Origin of the sequence: Paraburkholderia sp. UCT70 (genome assembly GCF_050434085.1) — a bacterium.
Taxonomy (GTDB): Bacteria; Pseudomonadota; Gammaproteobacteria; order Burkholderiales; family Burkholderiaceae; genus Paraburkholderia; species Paraburkholderia tuberum.
Genome location: NZ_JBNPVZ010000004.1, coordinates 2,194,528 through 2,208,107 on the forward strand (window position 1 = coordinate 2,194,528; position 13,580 = coordinate 2,208,107).

At 64.5% G+C, this 13,580-nt stretch carries 13 protein-coding genes; 4 read left to right on the forward strand and 9 right to left on the reverse strand.

The genetic code is table 11. The features are described 5' to 3' along the window. Positions 1 to 19: 19 nt before the first annotated feature. The gene (locus tag OKW41_RS35710) at positions 20 to 1,114 is read left to right on the forward strand and encodes a PQQ-dependent sugar dehydrogenase (RefSeq protein WP_429454505.1); all 1,095 of its coding nucleotides are present in this window, start codon (positions 20 to 22) and stop codon (positions 1,112 to 1,114) included. A gap of 198 nt (positions 1,115 to 1,312) precedes the next feature. After that, on the forward strand, positions 1,313 to 1,780 hold the full coding sequence (locus OKW41_RS35715) for an NINE protein (RefSeq protein WP_090801282.1): 468 nt from the start codon (positions 1,313 to 1,315) through the stop codon (positions 1,778 to 1,780). A 36-nt stretch (positions 1,781 to 1,816) separates the two neighbouring features. Here the strand turns inward: OKW41_RS35715 and OKW41_RS35720 are convergent, their stop codons facing one another. Together OKW41_RS35720 and OKW41_RS35725 are read right to left on the reverse strand one after the other, a co-directional pair. Next, positions 1,817 to 2,968, reverse strand: a complete 1,152-nt coding sequence (locus OKW41_RS35720) for a PA0069 family radical SAM protein (RefSeq protein ID WP_429575499.1) — start codon at positions 2,966 to 2,968, stop codon at positions 1,817 to 1,819. Positions 2,969 to 3,112: 144 nt separating this feature from the next. Continuing rightward, positions 3,113 to 3,601 (reverse strand): Lrp/AsnC ligand binding domain-containing protein, encoded by a 489-nt coding sequence (locus tag OKW41_RS35725; protein ID WP_429451132.1) that lies wholly within the window; start codon positions 3,599 to 3,601, stop codon positions 3,113 to 3,115. Positions 3,602 to 3,780: 179 nt separating this feature from the next. On the opposite strand from OKW41_RS35725, the gene OKW41_RS35730 reads away from it, so the two are divergent. Next, positions 3,781 to 5,067 (forward strand): D-amino acid dehydrogenase, encoded by a 1,287-nt coding sequence (locus OKW41_RS35730; RefSeq protein ID WP_429575500.1) that lies wholly within the window; start codon positions 3,781 to 3,783, stop codon positions 5,065 to 5,067. 139 nt (positions 5,068 to 5,206) lie between these two features. Here OKW41_RS35730 and OKW41_RS35735 read toward each other — a convergent pair whose 3' ends face one another. From OKW41_RS35735 to OKW41_RS35760, 6 genes are all read right to left on the reverse strand, one after another. Further along, positions 5,207 to 6,997 (reverse strand): acyl-CoA dehydrogenase, encoded by a 1,791-nt coding sequence (locus OKW41_RS35735; RefSeq protein WP_429575501.1) that lies wholly within the window; start codon positions 6,995 to 6,997, stop codon positions 5,207 to 5,209. 98 nt (positions 6,998 to 7,095) lie between these two features. Continuing rightward, positions 7,096 to 8,043, reverse strand: a complete 948-nt coding sequence (locus OKW41_RS35740; RefSeq protein ID WP_429573935.1) for an electron transfer flavoprotein subunit alpha/FixB family protein — start codon at positions 8,041 to 8,043, stop codon at positions 7,096 to 7,098. A 13-nt stretch (positions 8,044 to 8,056) separates the two neighbouring features. Continuing rightward, positions 8,057 to 8,806, reverse strand: coding sequence for an electron transfer flavoprotein subunit beta/FixA family protein (locus tag OKW41_RS35745; protein WP_429575502.1), 750 nt, complete (start codon positions 8,804 to 8,806; stop codon positions 8,057 to 8,059). A 235-nt stretch (positions 8,807 to 9,041) separates the two neighbouring features. Next, positions 9,042 to 9,839 carry a MetQ/NlpA family ABC transporter substrate-binding protein gene (locus OKW41_RS35750; protein ID WP_429451140.1) on the reverse strand — a complete coding sequence of 266 codons (798 nt, stop codon included), beginning with the start codon at positions 9,837 to 9,839 and terminating at the stop codon, positions 9,042 to 9,044. Positions 9,840 to 9,887: 48 nt separating this feature from the next. After that, a complete protein-coding gene (locus tag OKW41_RS35755; protein ID WP_429575503.1) occupies positions 9,888 to 10,541 on the reverse strand; it encodes a methionine ABC transporter permease in 654 nt (217 codons plus the stop codon). Next, on the reverse strand, positions 10,531 to 11,565 hold the full coding sequence (locus tag OKW41_RS35760; protein ID WP_429575504.1) for a methionine ABC transporter ATP-binding protein: 1,035 nt from the start codon (positions 11,563 to 11,565) through the stop codon (positions 10,531 to 10,533). Before OKW41_RS35760 ends, OKW41_RS35755 begins: the two co-directional genes overlap by 11 nt. Before the next feature lie 239 nt (positions 11,566 to 11,804). Between OKW41_RS35760 and OKW41_RS35765 the strand changes: the two genes are divergently transcribed. Then, complete coding sequence (locus tag OKW41_RS35765; protein WP_429575505.1) at positions 11,805 to 12,710, forward strand: lysophospholipase; 906 nt, start codon at positions 11,805 to 11,807, stop codon at positions 12,708 to 12,710. Positions 12,711 to 12,737: 27 nt separating this feature from the next. Here OKW41_RS35765 and OKW41_RS35770 read toward each other — a convergent pair whose 3' ends face one another. Further along, on the reverse strand, positions 12,738 to 13,547 hold the full coding sequence (locus OKW41_RS35770; RefSeq protein WP_429575506.1) for an enoyl-CoA hydratase: 810 nt from the start codon (positions 13,545 to 13,547) through the stop codon (positions 12,738 to 12,740). Positions 13,548 to 13,580: the final 33 nt, after the last annotated feature.

Genomic DNA, 13,580 nt, shown 5'->3' on the forward strand with positions numbered 1-13,580 from the left:
GCGCACCTCGTGCAGCCGGATTCTACGTGCGTTAGCGGCCGCGGTTATCGCCGCGCAGGCGTTGACGGCAATCGCCGCGCTGCCCATCGAGAAAATCAAGCTGCCGCCGGGCTTTCACATCGAAGTGTTGTCGGACGAGGTGCCGAGCGCGCGCGCGATGACGTTGTCGCCCAAGGGCATTCTCTACGTGGGCAGCGACGATGGCCATGTGTATGCGCTCGAGCTGCGGAACGGCCGCGTGACGGGTCACCACGTGATCGCGTCCGGGCTGCAGATGCCCGCCGGCGTCGCGTGGCGCGGCGGCGCACTCTATGTGTCGGCCGTGTCGAAAATCGTGCGCTTCGATGCGATCGACTCGCACCTGAACGATCCGCCGAAACCGGTCGTTGTCACCGACAAGCTGCCAACGGACACGCATCACGGCTGGAAATTCATCGCGTTCGGCCCGGATGGCAAGCTGTACGTGCCGCAAGGCGCGCCGTGCAACATTTGCCAGAGAGATCCGGACCGCTTTGCGATGATTGGCCGCATGAACCCGGACGGCAGCCACTACGAGGTCGTCGCGCGCGGCATCCGCAATTCGGTCGGCTTCGCGTGGCATCCGGTCACCCACGAACTTTGGTTCACCGACAACGGTCGCGACCTGCTCGGCGACGATATTCCGAGCGACAAGCTCAACCGCGCGCCGCTAGTCGGCATGAACTTTGGCTTTCCGTACTGTCACGGCGGCGACACGCCCGACCCCGAGTTCGGCAAGGATCATCCGTGCAGCGAATTCACGCCGCCAGTGGTCAAGCTTGGCGCGCACGTGGCGGCGCTTGGCATGCGCTTCTACGACGGCCCGATGTTTCCAGCCGACTACCGCAACAATATTTTCATCGCCGAGCACGGCTCGTGGAACCGCAGCAAGAAGGTCGGCTACCGCGTCGTGCGCGTGATTACCGACCCTGACGGCAGCCACGCACGCCAGCAGGTCTTTGCCGAAGGCTGGCTGCAACCCGGCGAATCGGTCTGGGGCCGCCCCGCCGACGTGTTGCCGCTGCCAGACGGTTCGCTACTGATCAGCGACGATACCGCCGGCGCGATCTATCGCGTCACGTATTCAGCGCCGTAACGCGCGGATCCACGCATGTCCGGCTGAACGGCTGCACTCACCTTGAGCCAGGTCCGGCGCATCTCGCCGCCCCGCTTTCAGCCTGGGCGATCGACCTCCACGTGACCACCCACGCGCTGCAGGCGTAGAATGCGCGTCGGTCCGCGCCCCCACGGCGCGCCGCTCCTTTCGGCCGCCCGTCACTCTGCCCACGCGTTCATGCCCACCGCTGCCTCGACTTCCCCGCGCTTCAGATCCAAGACGCTCACCGCCGCGTTGGCGTTCCTGTTCGGCAGCCTCGGCGCCCACCGCTTCTATCTGTACGGCACCCGGGACATCTACGGCTGGGCGCATCTACTCGGCACGCTGATCGGCATTCCCGGCGTGATGCTGCTGGTCGCGACCGAGCGCGCGTCGATCCTGGGCTGGGTGCTCGCGCCGATCGGCGCGGTTTCGCTTTTTGCCGCGTTTCTGGCGGCGCTCGTCTACGGGCTGCGTCCTGATCAGAAATGGGATGCGCAATTCAACACCCACACGCAACGCAAAAGCCGCTCCGGCTGGACGGTCATTTTCGTCGTGATCTTTTCGCTGCTGATCGGTGCGTTTCTGCTGATGACCGGTCTCGCGCTCGCGTTCCAGACCTACTTCGAAAGTCAGGTCGAAGCGGCCAAAGCGATTTCGCAGTAATGCCCCCGTGGCGGGACCCGCAGACGTTCCTGCGCGTTAGAAAAGCCTCAGTTGCGGATTGTCGCACGCCGGTGCGCTCACCTGCTCGGCGCGCGGCGGCTCGATCCGGCGGAAATGCGACATGTCGAGAATGCCGCGGTCGCGCCCGTTCAACCCTAACCGGCGCACGGCCTTGTGAAAGCGCTGCCTGAGCAGATCCGCCCATAAGCCCTCACCCTTCATGCGGGTCGAGAACGAAGAATCGTAATCCTTGCCGCCTCGCATGTCGCGCACACGGCTCATCACGCGCTCGGCCCGATCCGGGAAATGTGCGCCCAGCCAATCCTTGAACAGCGGCGCGACCTCCCACGGCAGCCGCAGCACGATATAGCTCGCATTGCTGGCGCCCGCTTCGGCGCATGCTTCGAGCACGCGCTCCATATCCGGTTCGGTGACGAACGGGATCACCGGCGCGATGCTGACGCCGACTGGAATGCCCGCCTCGCTGAGCGTACGGATCGTGCGCAGCCGGCGCGACGGCGTCGCAGCGCGCGGTTCGAGCGTGCGCGCGATGTCGGCGTCCAGCGTGGTGATGGTGATCGCCGCCATGAATTGCCCGCGCCCGGCCATCGGCGCAAGCAGGTCGATGTCGCGCTCGATCAGCGATGATTTGGTGATCGCCGCGAACGGGTGGTTGCGCTCGCTGAGCACCTCGATCACACGACGCGTAAGACGCAAGTCACGTTCGGCCGGCTGCCATGCATCGGTGGCGACGCCGAGCGCGATCGGCTCGGGTACATAGGATTTCTTCGACAGTTCCCGCTCGAGCAGTTCGGGCGCGTTGATCTTCGCGTAGATGCGGCTTTCGAAATCGAGCCCGGGCGACAAGCCCAGGTAGCTGTGCGTGGGCCGCGCGAAGCAATAGATGCAGCCGTGTTCGCAGCCCCGGTAAGGATTGAGCGACACATTGAACGGAATGTCCGGCGACGCATTGCGTGTGAGGATTGTTTTTGCGCGCTCCTCGAACACCTGCGTGCGCAGGACCTTCGGCTCCCCGTCTTCGTCGGCCGTCTGCCAGCCGTCGTGGACGGTTTCGCGCTGGTCGACTTCGTAGCGACCTTGCAGGTTCGTGACGGCGCCGCGCCCCTTGCGAGGCGCCGGCGGCGCGATCGGAAATTCGGGAATGTCAGGGGTGTCGGGGTCATCCACGGCGGGCCACGCAAAGCGAACGCAAACAGGAAGCGCCAAAGGAAAGCGGCGCAAAACACCTGTATAAATATACAGTATTTACGCCGTTTGTCGAGCACTTCGTTGGTCGCTTGATGCGCGTCGAACCCCTCAGTGAACCGGCACCTACTCGCCCACCGCGATCGTCAGCGTCTCCTTGATTTCCTCCATCACCACATAGCTCTTCGACTGCACCGCGCCCGGCAGCTGCAGCAGGATATCGCCGAGCAACTTGCGGTAATCGGCCATTTCGCCGATGCGCGCCTTGATCAGATAGTCGAAATCGCCCGACACGAGGTGGCACTCGAGCACCTCGGGGATCTTCTGCACCTCGCGCCGGAACAGGTCGAACATGTTGCCACTCTTGTGATCGAGCGTGATCTCGACGAACACGAGCAGCGCCGCGCCCAGCTCGGCCGGGTTCACGCGCGCGTAGTAGCCGGTGATCACGCTGTCGCGCTCCATCCGCTTGACGCGCTCGATGCACGGCGTCACCGACAGACCGACCTGCTCCGCCAGGTCCTTCATCGCCATACGGCCGTCCTGCTGCAGGAGCCGCAGGATCTTGTGATCGAGCTTGTCGAGAGCCCGCACGGGCTGGCGCTGGGTACGCATGGTGTTTTTTCTAAAAATGATGAAAATACGATAACAAAACCTGTCTCACTGCCAATAGTATAGCGGTTAACACTGGGCAAACGGTATTTCACCTCACGTTGCAGCTCGCCGAATCGAATCAGATCGAAGCTCCGGCGAGCGCCTTGCCCTCACTCAATTTTTGGATATCTGGAGCATCTATGCGAGTCGTCGTTTTGGGCAGTGGCGTCGTCGGCGTGACGAGTGCGTATTACCTCGGGCGCGCCGGTCATGAAGTGACCGTCATCGATCGCGAGGCCGGCCCGGCGCTCGAAACCAGTTTCGCCAACGCGGGCCAGATCTCGCCGGGCTACGCTTCGCCGTGGGCCGCCCCGGGCGTCCCGCTGAAGGCCGTCAAGTGGATGTTCCAGAAGCACGCGCCGCTAGCGATTCGCCTCGACGGCACCGCGTTCCAACTGCAATGGATGAGGCAGATGCTGCAGAACTGCACGGCGCCGCGCTATGCGGTGAACAAGGGCCGTATGGTGCGGCTGGCCGAATACAGCCGCGACTGCCTGCAGGCGTTGCGCGCCGACACCCGCATCCAGTACGAAGGCCGCACCGGCGGCACGCTGCAGGTATTTCGCACGCAACAGCAGTTCGACGGCGCCGCGAAAGACATCGCTGTGCTGCAGGAAGCCAACGTGGCATACGAACTGCTGACGGCCGACGAACTCGCCAAGGCCGAACCAGCACTCGCCGCGGTGTCGCACAAGCTCACCGGCGGCCTGCGCCTGCCCGGCGACGAAACCGGCGACTGCCAGATGTTCACGACGCGCCTCGCGGCGCTCGCCGAGGCACTGGGCGTCAAGTTCCGCTACAACACGTCGATCGACGCGCTCGCGATGGCGGGCGGCCGCATCGCCGGCGTCCAGTGCGCCGGCGAACTCGTGCGCGCGGATTCGTTCGTGGTCGCGCTCGGCTCGTATTCGACGCGCTTCCTCGATGGCATAGTGAAGATTCCGGTCTATCCGCTGAAGGGCTATTCGATCACCGCACCGATCGTCGACGCGGCTGCCGCGCCGGTGTCGACCGTGCTCGATGAGACCTACAAGATCGCGATCACGCGCTTCGATGACCGAATTCGCGTCGGCGGGATGGCCGAGATCGTCGGCTTCGACAAATCGCTGCGCCAGGCGCGCCGCGAGACGCTCGAGCTTTCTGTGAATGACCTGTTCCCGGGCGGCGGCGACACGTCGAAGGCGACGTTCTGGACCGGTCTGCGGCCGATGACGCCGGACGGCACGCCGATCGTCGGCCGCACGCCGGTTCCGAACCTGTTCCTGAACACCGGCCACGGCACGCTTGGCTGGACGATGTCGTGCGGCTCGGGCCAACTGCTCGCCGACTTGATGTCGGGCAAGCAGCCCGCGATTCGCGCGGACGATCTCTCGGTGCATCGCTATCTCGGCGAGACCGCGGGCGAGCATCGGCCGGCGTATGCGTGAGTTTGAGTGCGTGCGCTGACGCGGCCCTGGCTGCGGCGCAGGCCGCAACAAACTGCAGCCGTACCAACAAACGGCGCCTCGCGGGGCGCCGTTTGCATTTCAATGTGCTGCCGCGATCGCGGCCGGCATCGAGGCATGCTCAGAACTGGTCTTCCGACAAAGCCAGCACGCCCTCGCCCCCCTTCGCGCTGACGATCGCCACTTCGAGCGCCGCCGCCTGTGGCAACACGTGCTCGGCGTAGAACCGCGCGGTCGCGATCTTCGCGTCATGAAACGCTGGGTCCTCGTCTCGCTTCGTCGCCGCGGCAAGCTGCGCACGCGCCATCTGCCAGCCGCCCAGCACGATGCCCGCGAGCTTCAGATACGGCACGCTGCCCGCGAACACCGCATTCGGATCGCCCTTCGCATTGGCGACGACGAAATCGACGACCGCGCCAAGCGCGCGCTGGCCCTGCGCGAGCTGCGTGCGCATCGACGCGAACGCCGCACCCCGCTGCTCGCCAAGCGCTTCAACCGTTTCGGCGAGGCCAGCGAGCAGTTCCTTCGCGACCTTGCCGCCGTCGCGTAGCGTCTTGCGACCGATCAGGTCGTTGGCCTGGATCGCGGTCGTGCCTTCGTAAATCGGTAGAATGCGCGCGTCGCGGTAGTACTGGGCAGCGCCGGTTTCCTCGATGAAGCCCATGCCGCCATGCACCTGCACGCCGAGGCTCGTCACGTCGATCGACAGCTCCGTGCTCCAGCCCTTCACGATCGGCACGAGGTATTCGTAGATCGCCTGATGCTTCGCGCGCGTCGCATCGTCCGGATGACGATGCGCGATATCGCAGTGTGAGGCCGCGACGTAGGCGAGCGCGCGCGACGCCTCGGTGAGGCTGCGCATCGTCGACAGCATGCGGCGCACGTCCGGGTGCTGGATGATCGCGACCGACTGCTTCGCGGAGCCGTCCACGGGACGGCTCTGCACGCGCTCTTTCGCATACGCGACCGCCTTCTGATATGCGCGATCCGAGATCGCGACACCTTGCATGCCGACCGCGAAACGGGCGGCGTTCATCATGATGAACATGTATTCGAGGCCACGATTCTCTTCGCCGATCAGCTGACCGAGCGCGCCGCCGTGATCGCCGAACTGCAGCACCGCGGTCGGGCTCGCCTTGATGCCGAGCTTGTGCTCGATCGACACGCAATGCACGTCGTTGCGCTCACCGAGCGAGCCGTCTTCGTTGACGAGAAACTTCGGCACAAGGAACAGCGAAATGCCTTTCACGCCATCGGGCGCGTTCGGCGTGCGTGCGAGCACCAGATGCACGATGTTCTTCGCCATGTCGTGCTCGCCCCACGTGATGAAAATCTTCGTGCCGAACAGCTTGAATGAACCGTCGGCCTGCGGCTCGGCGCGCGTGCGTACGAGCGCGAGATCGGAGCCGGCCTGCGGCTCGGTCAGGTTCATCGTACCGGTCCATTCGCCGGAAATCAGCTTGGGCACATACGTCTGTTTTTGCGCTTCGCTGCCAGCGGTTAGCAGCGCTTCGATGGCGCCGTCGGTCAGCAACGGACACAGCGCAAAAGAGAGGTTCGACGCGTTGAGCATTTCGATGCAAGGCGTCGCGATCAGCTTCGGCAGGCCCTGGCCTTCGTAGGCGAGCGGATGTTGCACGCCCTGCCAACCGCCTTCGGCAAACTGGCGGAAGGCTTCCCTGAAACCCGGCGTCGCAGTGACCACGCCATTCTTCCAACTGCTCGGATTGCGATCGCCGTCGACGTTCAGCGGCGCGAGCACTTCGCCGCATAGTTTCGCCGACTCGTCGAGCACGGCCCGCGCGGTGTCGAGGTTCGCGTCCTCGAAGCCGGGCAGCTTCGCGATGTCTTCGAGTCCGGCCAGTTCTTTCATCACGAACAGCATGTCCTTGATGGGCGCCGTATAGCTCATTTCGGTTCTCCTCCCTTGATATGAAAAAAGGGCGCGGGACTTGGTCGGTCCTGCGCCCTTCGCTTGCTTTCGGCGGCCTCTTTCAGGCGCCGCGGCGCTTAGCCGAGTTCGCTCACGAGTTCCGGCACGAGGGTGAACAGATCGCCAACCAGGCCGTAATCGGCCACGCTGAAAATCGGCGCTTCTTCGTCCTTGTTGATCGCGACGATGACCTTCGAGTCCTTCATGCCGGCCAGATGCTGGATCGCACCCGAGATGCCGACCGCGACGTACAGTTGCGGCGCGACGATCTTGCCGGTCTGGCCGACCTGATAGTCGTTCGGTACGAAGCCCGCGTCGACCGCCGCACGCGATGCGCCCAGTGCCGCGCCGAGCTTGTCGGCCAGCGGCTCGAGCACCTTCGTGTAGTTCTCGCCGTTGCCCAGACCACGGCCACCCGACACGATGATCTTCGCGCTCGTCAGTTCCGGACGATCGAGCTTCGTCACTTCGCGGCTCACGAACTGCGAGATGCCGGCGTCGGCTGCCGCTTCGATCTTCTCGACCGCTGCGCTGCCGCCTTCGGCCGCGACGGCATCAAAACCGGTCGAGCGCACGGTGATGACCTTGATCGGGTCAGCCGATTGCACGATCGCGATTGCGTTGCCCGCGTAGATCGGACGCTCGAACGTGTCGGCGCTATCCACTGCGGTGATGTCGCTGATCTGCGCGACGTCGAGCTTCGCGGCGATACGCGGCGCGATGTTCTTGCCGTAGGCGGTAGCCGGCGCGAGGATATGCGTGTAGTGCTTCGCCGCATCTTGCACAAGCGTCAGGACCGTCGCTTCGACGTTTTCCGCGAGGCCTGCGGCCAGTTGCGGCGCATCGGCGAGCAGCACCGTGCTGACACCAGCGATCTTCGCGGCGGCATCGGCCGCGCCCTGCGCGTTATGCCCCGCGACCAGCACGTGAATATCACCGCCGATCTTCCGTGCCGCTGCGATCGTGTTCAGCGTCGCGGCCTTGATCGACGCATTGTCGTGTTCTGCAATTACCAGGTTCGTCATTTCTTGGGTCTCCTCACAGCACCTTCGCTTCGGTCTTCAGCTTCTCGACCAGCGTCTTCACGTCCGGCACCTTCACACCGGCCGAGCGCTTCGGCGGTTCGGCGACTTTCAGCGTCTTCAGACGCGGCGTGACATCGACGCCGAGGTCTTCGGGCTTGACCGTTTCCAGCGGCTTTTTCTTCGCCTTCATGATGTTCGGCAGCGTTACGTAACGCGGCTCGTTCAGGCGCAGATCGGTCGTGACCACGGCCGGCAGCGTCAGCGACAGCGTTTCCGCGCCGCCGTCCACTTCACGCGACACCGTCGCCTTGCCGTCCGCCACGACAAGCTTCGACGCGAACGTCGCCTGCGGCAGATTCGCGAGCGCGGCGAGCATCTGGCCGGTCTGATTGGAGTCGTCGTCGATGGCCTGTTTGCCGAGGATCACCAGTTGCGGCTGCTCCTTGTCGACGAGCGCCTTGAGCAGCTTCGCGACTGCGAGCGGCTGCAGGTCTTCGTTCGATTCGATCAGGATCGCGCGATCCGCGCCGATGGCGAGCGCGGTGCGCAGCGTTTCCTGCGCCTGCGCAACACCGGCCGACACGGCGATCACTTCGGTCGCGACGCCCGCTTCCTTCAGACGCACGGCTTCTTCAACCGCGATTTCATCGAACGGATTCATCGACATTTTCACGTTCGCGATATCGACGCCCGTACCGTCCGATTTCACGCGGACCTTCACGTTGTAGTCGACCACTCTTTTCACTGGCACCAGAATTTTCATGCACACGCTCCAAAGTTACGAATACGTCAACCCGATGAACATTATAGCGACTGCCCTCATGACAGCCGTGTCGCGGGCGCTTTGCGGGAGGATATCGCTCCTCAGCGGAGTGACGGCAATATCGAACGATCGTTCTATTTTAATCTCCAAAAAACCCGGGAGACAACCCCGGGTTCCGACTCAGACCTCTAATTTCGCATTGCCGTCGTGTTCTGCGAGGTCCGCGGGCGTTGCATCACCAGGAGGTGATCACCGAGCCGCCGAATTTGCTGTCGACGAACTGCTTCACTTCCGGCGAGTGGTACGCCGCGACTAGCTTCGCGACCCACGGCTTGTTCTTGTCCGCTTCGCGAATCGCGATCACGTTCACGTACGGACCTTTCCGGTCCTCGATCGCGATAGCGTCCTGCGTTGGCTTGAGGCCCGCTTCCATCGCGAAGTTGGTGTTGATCGCGGCGGCATCGACATCGCCCAGCGAACGCGGAATCTGCGCCGCGTCAAGCTCGACGATCTTTAGTTTCTTCGGATTGTCGACGATGTCGAGCGGCGTCGCCTTCAGACCCGCCTCGGCGCGCAGCTTCAGCAAGCCCTGCTTCTGCAGCAACAGCAGCGCGCGGCCGCCGTTGGTCGGGTCGTTCGGCACGGCGATCTTCGCGCCCGGCTGCAGTTCGGCGAGCGACTTCACCTTCTTCGAGTAGATACCCATCGGGTACGTGACCGTATCGGCGATACGGATCAGCTTGTAGCCGCGATCCTTCACCTGCGCCTGCAAGTACGGGTCGTGCTGGTAGCTGTTCGCGTCCAGATCGCCGCCCGCGAGCGCCGCGTTCGGCTGCACGTAGTCGGAGAATTCGACGATCTTGATGTTCAGGCCGTTCTTCGCGGCGACCGTCTTCACGACGTCCATGATCTGCGCGTGCGGGCCGCCGGTGACACCAACCTTGATCGTGTCTTCGGCATGCGCCGCAGTGGTGGCGAACAGCGAAGCCGCGCCGAATGCGGCGGCCAGCTTGAGAATGAAGCGACGTTGCATGATGGACCTTTTCCGAATCTTTCTTAGCGGGCTTCCGAACGCCCTTGTTTATTTGTGGCTCAGACGACGCACGAGCCAATCCCCAAACGACTGCACCAGTTGCACGAACACGATCAGTATCAGCACGACCGCAAGCATCACTTCCGGCAGGAAGCGCTGATAGCCGTAGCGGATGCCGAGGTCGCCAAGACCGCCGCCGCCGATCGCGCCGGCCATCGCCGAATAGCCGACCAGCGACACGAACGTGATCGTCAACCCGGCGACCACCCCCGGCAGCGATTCCGGCAACAGCACCTTGAGGACGATCTGGCTGGTGGTCGCGCCCATCGCCTGGGCCGCCTCGATGAGCCCGCGATCGACCTCGCGCAGCGCCGTTTCGACCAGGCGCGCGATGAACGGCGCCGCGGCGATCGTCAGCGGCACGATCGCGGCCGCGGTGCCGATCGACGAACCGACGACAAGTCGCGTGAACGGAATGACGGCGACCAGCAGGATGATGAACGGCGTCGAGCGCACCGCGTTGACGATAACGCCCATCACGCGATTCAACGCGACGTTTTCGAGCACGCCCTGACGGTCGGTCAGATACAGCAGCACGCCGAGCGGCACGCCGACCACGGCGCCAATCACTCCGGAGATGCCCACCATGATGAGCGTCTCCCAGAACGACTGGACGAACATATCGAACATTTCACTCAACATGCGAGAGCTCCTCCACGACGACACCCTGCTCGCGCAGAAACGTGATCGCCTGCGCGACCTTGGCCGGCTCGCCGCCCGCGAGCACCGCAAGCGAGCCGAACGCCTGCCCCTGGATCTCGTCGATCTGGCCGTGCAGGATGTTGAAGTCGAGCTCGTAGCGGCGAATCGTCTCCGACAGGATCGGCTGATCGACGCCCGAACCGGTGAACGCGAGGCGCAGCAGATGGCCGCTGCCGGTCTTCAACCGCTGCGCGACGCGCGCCTTCATGGCGGGCGGCAGCTCCTGCGCGATCACGTCGCCGATCAGCGCGCGCGTGACTTCGTGGTGCGGCTGCAGGAACACCTCGATCACCTTGCCCTCTTCGACGACGCGGCCCGCGTCGAGCACCGCGACGCGATCGCAGACCTGCTTGATCACGTCCATCTGGTGAGTGATCAGCACGATCGTCAGGTTCAGTTCGCGGTTGATGCGCTTGAGCAGATCGAGGATCGCGCGGGTGGTTTCGGGGTCGAGCGCGGAGGTCGCCTCGTCCGACAGCAGCACCTTCGGCTTGCTCGCGAGCGCCCGCGCGATGCCCACGCGCTGCTTCTGCCCGCCGCTGATCTGCGCCGGATAGCGATCCTTCTGCGCCGACAGACCGACGAGCTCGAGCAGCGGCAGCACGTTCGCCTCGATCTCGTCGCGCTTCATGCCGGCCAGTTCGAGCGGCAGCGCGACGTTCTCGTACACGGTGCGCGACGACAACAGATTGAAGTGCTGGAAGATCATGCCGATCTCGCGACGCGCGTCGCGCAGTTGCGCGGCGGGCAGCGTCGTCAGATCGCGGCCGTTGACGAGGATGTTGCCCTCGGATGGGTGCGTCAGCAGGTTGATCGTGCGCACGAGCGTGCTCTTGCCCGCGCCGCTGCGGCCGATGATGCCGAACACCTCGCCCGCCGGAATCGTCAGATTGACGTTGTGCAGCGCCTCGACCCACCCCCGGGGCCCGGCAAACCGCTGGGAAACATTGCGTATTTCGATCATGGACAAACGAAAACGGCGGAGGCTGCCGGCGAGCATCGTGCTCCCGACAAGCGGCCGCCGTTTCTTTTATTGGGATTTGAGGTCGTCATTCTACCGCAGCGGCGACATACCCTTTAATAATCAATTTCGATCTTTTCATAACCTGAGGGCATTAGAGCCGCGCCTTATGCACGAAGCTCACGCGCTTCGCGCCGCTACGACTATGATCGGGCCACCCTCCTTCAGCACAGGCCGCCGCCATGCAGACTTCTCCGAGCCACACCGTGCGCGCGAGCGCCGGCAGTCTCAATAAAGATGCGCCGCAGCGCGGGTCGGTGACGACCGGCGATGGCATCGAGTTGCCGCTGTATCGCTGGCGGCCGAACGGGCCCATACGCGCGACGGTCGCGCTGCTGCACGGCCTCGCGGAGCACGCCGGCCGTTACGCCGCCGTAGCGGGCCGGCTCAACGCGGCGGGCATCGAACTCGTCGCGATCGATCTGCGCGGCCACGGCCACGCGCCCGGCAAGCGCGCCTATGTGAGACGCTTCGACGACTACCTGCTCGATGCGCAGGCGCTGCTCGACGCCGCCGCGCAAAGCTGTGCGCCGTTATTCCTGATGGGTCACAGCATGGGTGGCGCGGTGGCGGCGCTGTATGCGATAGAGCGCCTCGACGCGAGCGGGCGGCGCCTTGCCGGCCTGATCCTGTCGAGCCCCGCGCTCGCGCCGGGCCGCGACGTGCCGAAGTGGATGCTCGCGCTAAGCCAGGTGATCAGCCGCGTCTACCCAAGCTTCCCGGCGATGAAGATCGACCCTGCGCTGCTCTCGCGCCTTCAGCCGGTGGTCAAAGCCAACCTCAACGATCCGCTCGTGCATCACGACGCGATTCCGACGCGCACGGGCGCCGAGCTGCTGCTCGCGATGGCGCGCATCGAACGCGGACGCGCGAGGCTGCGCATGCCGCTGCTCGTGTTTCATGGCACCGACGACAAACTGACCGAGCCCGACGGCAGCCGCGCGTTCGGCGAGCACGCGGGCTCGCCGGACAAGACGCTCACGCTGCACGAGGGTAGCTACCACGAGACGATGAACGACCTCGATCGCGATCGGGTGATCGAGGCGTTGGTCGAGTGGATCGAAAGGCGGGCGGTGGGACCGAGTTGACGAGACGCGGCGCTTGCTGGCCGTCGACTACCGCTTCCACTCCGGCGCGCGTTTGTCGATGAAAGCCTGCACGCCTTCGAGCGCCGAGTCGTCCATCATGTTGCAGGCCATCGTCTGCCCCGCGAGCTGGTACGCGGTTTCGATACCCATTTCGAGCTGCCGGTAGAACAGGCCCTTGCCCGCGCTGACAGCTTCGACCGGCTTCGCGCAGATGCTCGCGGCGAGCCGCGCGACTTCGTCGTCGAGCGCATCGGCTGGGGCGACGCGGTTCACGAGCCCCTGCTTGCGCGCTTCGGCGGCATCGATGAAATCGCCGGTCAGCAGCATTTCGAGCGCGGCCTTGCGCGACAGGTTGCGCGACAGCGGCACCGACGGTGTCGCGCAGAATAATCCGAGGTTCACGCCCGATACGGCGAAGCGCGCGGTATCGGCGGCGACCGCGAGATCGCACATTGCGACCAGCTGGCAGCCGGCGGCGGTCGCGATGCCATGCACGCGCGCGATCACCGGCTGCGGCATGCGCTGGATCGTCAGCATCAGCTTCGTGCAGCGCGCGAACAGCTGCTGGTAGTAAGCAAGCGATGGCGCCGCGCGCATTTCCTTGAGGTCGTGCCCCGCGCAGAACGCGCGGCCAGCGCCGGCGATCACGACCACGCGGGCATCGGTCTTCGCGATCCCGGTCAGCGTCTGCTGCAGTCCGTCGAGCAACGCTTCGGACAGCGCGTTGAACGCATCGGGCCGGTTCATCGTCACGCGCACGACGCCCGCTACGCGATATGCGTCGTGTTCGATCGTGACCAGCGACGCGTCGCCGGTGCTGGCGGGACTGGCGTTCATGGCTCGCTCCTCGGTGCGTGAATGTCGATTTTC